This window comes from Rugamonas sp., assembly GCF_025354735.1.
Classification (GTDB): domain Bacteria; phylum Pseudomonadota; class Gammaproteobacteria; order Burkholderiales; family Burkholderiaceae_D; genus Rugamonas.
In genome coordinates this window covers 1-3544 of record NZ_JANXMI010000017.1, presented here as the reverse complement: position 1 = coordinate 3544, position 3544 = coordinate 1, and the positions used below count along the sequence as shown (strand labels likewise).

The 3544-nt window shown below is 57.7% G+C and carries 8 protein-coding genes; all 8 read left to right on the top strand.

Annotation, left to right across the window (positions count from 1 at the left end; translation table 11 throughout):
- Positions 1-823: 50S ribosomal protein L2 (gene rplB / locus Q0S71_RS01600; RefSeq protein WP_295990375.1), on the top strand; the 823-nt coding region annotated here is incomplete at its 5' end.
- A 10-nt stretch (positions 824-833) separates the two neighbouring features.
- Positions 834-1109, top strand: coding sequence for a 30S ribosomal protein S19 (gene rpsS, locus Q0S71_RS01595; RefSeq protein ID WP_008444295.1), 276 nt, complete (start codon positions 834-836; stop codon positions 1107-1109).
- Positions 1106-1438 (top strand): 50S ribosomal protein L22, encoded by a 333-nt coding sequence (gene rplV / locus Q0S71_RS01590; protein WP_295990379.1) that lies wholly within the window; start codon positions 1106-1108, stop codon positions 1436-1438. Before rpsS ends, rplV begins: the two co-directional genes overlap by 4 nt.
- A gap of 9 nt (positions 1439-1447) precedes the next feature.
- Positions 1448-2290, top strand: coding sequence for a 30S ribosomal protein S3 (rpsC, locus tag Q0S71_RS01585; protein ID WP_295990361.1), 843 nt, complete (start codon positions 1448-1450; stop codon positions 2288-2290).
- A gap of 2 nt (positions 2291-2292) precedes the next feature.
- Positions 2293-2712 carry a 50S ribosomal protein L16 gene (rplP, locus tag Q0S71_RS01580; protein ID WP_295990358.1) on the top strand — a complete coding sequence of 140 codons (420 nt, stop codon included), beginning with the start codon at positions 2293-2295 and terminating at the stop codon, positions 2710-2712.
- A gap of 12 nt (positions 2713-2724) precedes the next feature.
- Entirely contained in the window at positions 2725-2916 is a 192-nt protein-coding gene (gene rpmC, locus Q0S71_RS01575; RefSeq protein WP_295990356.1) for a 50S ribosomal protein L29, read from the top strand.
- Positions 2913-3185 carry a 30S ribosomal protein S17 gene (gene rpsQ, locus Q0S71_RS01570; protein ID WP_295990353.1) on the top strand — a complete coding sequence of 91 codons (273 nt, stop codon included), beginning with the start codon at positions 2913-2915 and terminating at the stop codon, positions 3183-3185. The genes rpmC and rpsQ overlap by 4 nt, the downstream gene beginning before the upstream one ends.
- Positions 3186-3445: 260 nt before the next feature.
- A partial coding sequence (locus Q0S71_RS01565; RefSeq protein ID WP_295990377.1) for an uL14 family ribosomal protein occupies positions 3446-3544 on the top strand: 99 nt, incomplete at its 3' end.

Here is a 3544-nt window from a genome sequence, read left to right as displayed (position 1 = left end):
ACTCGTTAAGATGAAACCAACCTCGCCAGGCCGTCGTGGCATGGTAAAAGTGGTGAACCCAGACCTGTACAAAGGTCGTCCGTTCGCTGCTCTGGTTGAGAAAAAATCCAAAACTGCTGGTCGTAACAACAACGGCCACATCACCACCCGCCACATCGGCGGTGGTCATAAGCAGCACTATCGCCTGATCGACTTCAAGCGTCAGAAGGATGGCATTCCCGCGAAAGTGGAACGGATCGAATACGATCCTAACCGCACCGCCAATATCGCCCTGCTGTGCTACGCCGACGGCGAGCGCCAGTACATCATCGCCACCAAGGGCATGTCCGTTGGCGACGCGGTGATGAATGGTTCGGAAGCGCCTATCAAGTCGGGCAACTGCCTGCCTATCCGTAACATCCCGGTCGGTACCGTGATGCATTGCGTCGAAATGCTGCCAGGTAAGGGTGCCCAGATGGCCCGTTCCGCCGGCGCCGGCGTCGTGCTGATGGCCCGTGACGGCACCTACGCTCAAGTGCGCCTGCGCTCGGGTGAAGTGCGTCGCGTGCACATCGAGTGCCGTGCCACCGTGGGCGAAGTCGGCAATGCCGAACACAGCCTGCGCAAGATCGGTAAGGCCGGCGCGATGCGCTGGCGCGGTGTTCGTCCTACCGTTCGCGGTGTGGTCATGAACCCGGTCGATCACCCGCACGGTGGTGGTGAAGGTAAAACCGCAGCTGGTCGTCATCCAGTGTCGCCTTGGGGCCAACAGACGAAGGGTAAGAAGACGCGCCGCAACAAGCGCACGACTTCCATGATCGTCTCGCGCCGCGGCAAGAAATAAGGGGTAGCACATGACACGTTCATTGAAAAAAGGGCCGTTCTGTGACGCCCACCTGGTGAAAAAAGTCGAAGCCGCGCAAGCTGCCAAAGACAAAAAGCCTATCAAAACCTGGTCCCGTCGTTCGACCATCATGCCTGACTTCATCGGCCTGACGATCGCCGTCCACAACGGCAAGCTGCATGTGCCGGTGTACGTCTCGGAAAACATGGTCGGTCACAAGCTCGGCGAATTTGCGCTGACCCGCACGTTCAAGGGCCATGCCGCTGACAAGAAGGCGAAGAAATAATGGAAACCAAAGCTATCCTCAAAGGTGTGCGCTTGTCGGATCAAAAGGGTCGCCTCGTCGCTGACCTGATCCGCGGCAAGAAAGTTGACGCTGCACTCAACATTCTGCAGTTCAGCCCGAAAAAGGGCGCGACCATCATCAAGAAAGTGCTGGAGTCCGCCATCGCGAACGCCGAGCACAATGATGGCGCAGACATCGACGAATTGTTCGTGAAAACGATCTACGTCGAAAAGGGTCCGGTCCTGAAGCGCTTCACTGCACGCGCCAAGGGTCGGGGTGATCGTATCTCGAAGCAATCCTGTCACATTTTCGTGACTGTCGGCAACTAAGGAGTCACGATGGGACAGAAGATACATCCAACAGGCTTCCGCCTTTCGGTTACCCGTAACTGGGCGTCGCGCTGGTATGCTGGCAACAGCAACTTCGCTTCGATGCTGAACGAAGACCTGAAAGCTCGCGCTTACCTGAAAACCAAGCTGAAGAACGCATCCGTCGGCCGCATCGTCATCGAGCGTCCGGCCAAGAACGCGCGCTTCACGATCTACAGCTCGCGTCCGGGCGTGGTCATCGGTAAAAAAGGCGAAGACATCGAAGTGCTGAAAGCGGCCCTGACCAAAATCATGGGTGTGCCGGTGCACGTCAATATCGAAGAAATCCGCAAGCCGGAAATCGACTCGCAGCTGATCGCCGATTCGATCGCCCAGCAGCTGGAAAAGCGCATCATGTTCCGCCGCGCGATGAAGCGTGCGATGCAAAACGCCATGCGTCTGGGTGCCCTGGGCATCAAGATCATGTCGTCCGGTCGTCTGAACGGCATCGAAATCGCCCGCAAGGAATGGTATCGCGAAGGCCGCGTGCCGCTGCATACCCTGCGCGCCGATATCGACTACGGTACCAGCGAAGCGTCGACCACCTACGGCATCATTGGCGTCAAGGTCTGGGTCTACAAGGGTGACCGCGCGCCGAACGGCGACGCACCAGTCATCGATACCCCGCCGGACGACAAAAAAGCCCGCGGCCCACGTCGTGACGACGGCAAACCAGCTGGCCGTCCGCGCCCAGCCGGTGCTGGCGTTGGCGCCGGTGCGAAACCATCCACAGCACCCGGTGCTGCACGTGTGCGTACCGCCGCTAAACCGGCCGTCGCCGCTGCTGCGCCAGCTGAGAAAGCAGGAGAATAATCATGCTGCAACCAGCACGCAGAAAGTATCGTAAAGAGCAGAAGGGCCGTAACACCGGCATCTCGCACAGCCGCGGCACCGCCGTGTCGTTCGGCGAGTTCGGTCTGAAAGCCGTCGCTCGCGGCCGTATCACGGCCCGTCAAATCGAGGCAGCACGTCGCGCCATGACCCGCCACATCAAGCGTGGTGGCCGGATCTGGATCCGCGTGTTCCCGGACAAGCCGATCTCGAATAAACCTGCCGAAGTCCGTATGGGTAACGGTAAGGGTAATCCAGAGTACTACGTTGCAGAAATCCAGCCAGGTAAAGTCCTGTACGAGATGGACGGCGTCGATGAAGCGCTGGCACGGGAAGCTTTCCGTCTCGCCGCCTCGAAACTGCCACTGGCCACGACTTTCGTCGTGCGCCAAGTTGGCCAATAACAGGAGTTGGATATGAAAGCAACTGAACTCCGCGGCAAAGACCAGCCAGCTCTGCAAAAAGAGTTGCATGATCTGTTGAAGGCCCAGTTCGGCCTGCGTATGCAAATCGCAACGCAGCAGCTGAGCAACACTTCGCAGCTCAAGAAGGTACGCCGCGATATCGCGCGTGTAAAAACGGTAATGAACACCAAGGAAGCCAAATGACCGAACCAGTGAACCAGCCGCTCAAGCGCACGCTGATCGGTAAAGTGGTGTCCGACAAAATGGACAAAACCGTTACCGTTCTGATTGAACGTCACGTCAAGCACCCTTTGTACGGCAAGATCATCATGCGCTCGAACAAGTATCACGCGCATGACGAGACCAACCAGGTCAAGACCGGTGATACGGTCGAGATCCAGGAAGGTCGCCCGATCTCCAAGACGAAGGCGTGGACCGTGACGCGTGTGGTGCAAGCCGCACAAACCGTTTAATTAAGTCTGCCTCCCGCCGGCGACGGCCGGGAGGTATTTTTAATTAGTTCTTGCAAGCCCGCAAATAGTATGTGATACTTGCGGGCTTCGTTCATGTAACGCCGCAAAGTGTCTGGCCACAGACGCAGAACGCGCGGTCAGTGCAGTACGAAGGTCAAGCACCCAAACAGTGGGCCCAGCAGGGCACTCTGGCGGGACCAAGACTGACCGCGGGTCTACATTGTGTGGATTCTTCGGCTTAAGTTGGGAAAGAGAATACTATGATTCAAACTGAAAGCCGGCTCGAAGTGGCTGACAATACCGGTGCCAAAGAAGTTATGTGCATCAAGGTATTGGGCGGCTCCAAGCGCCGTTATGCT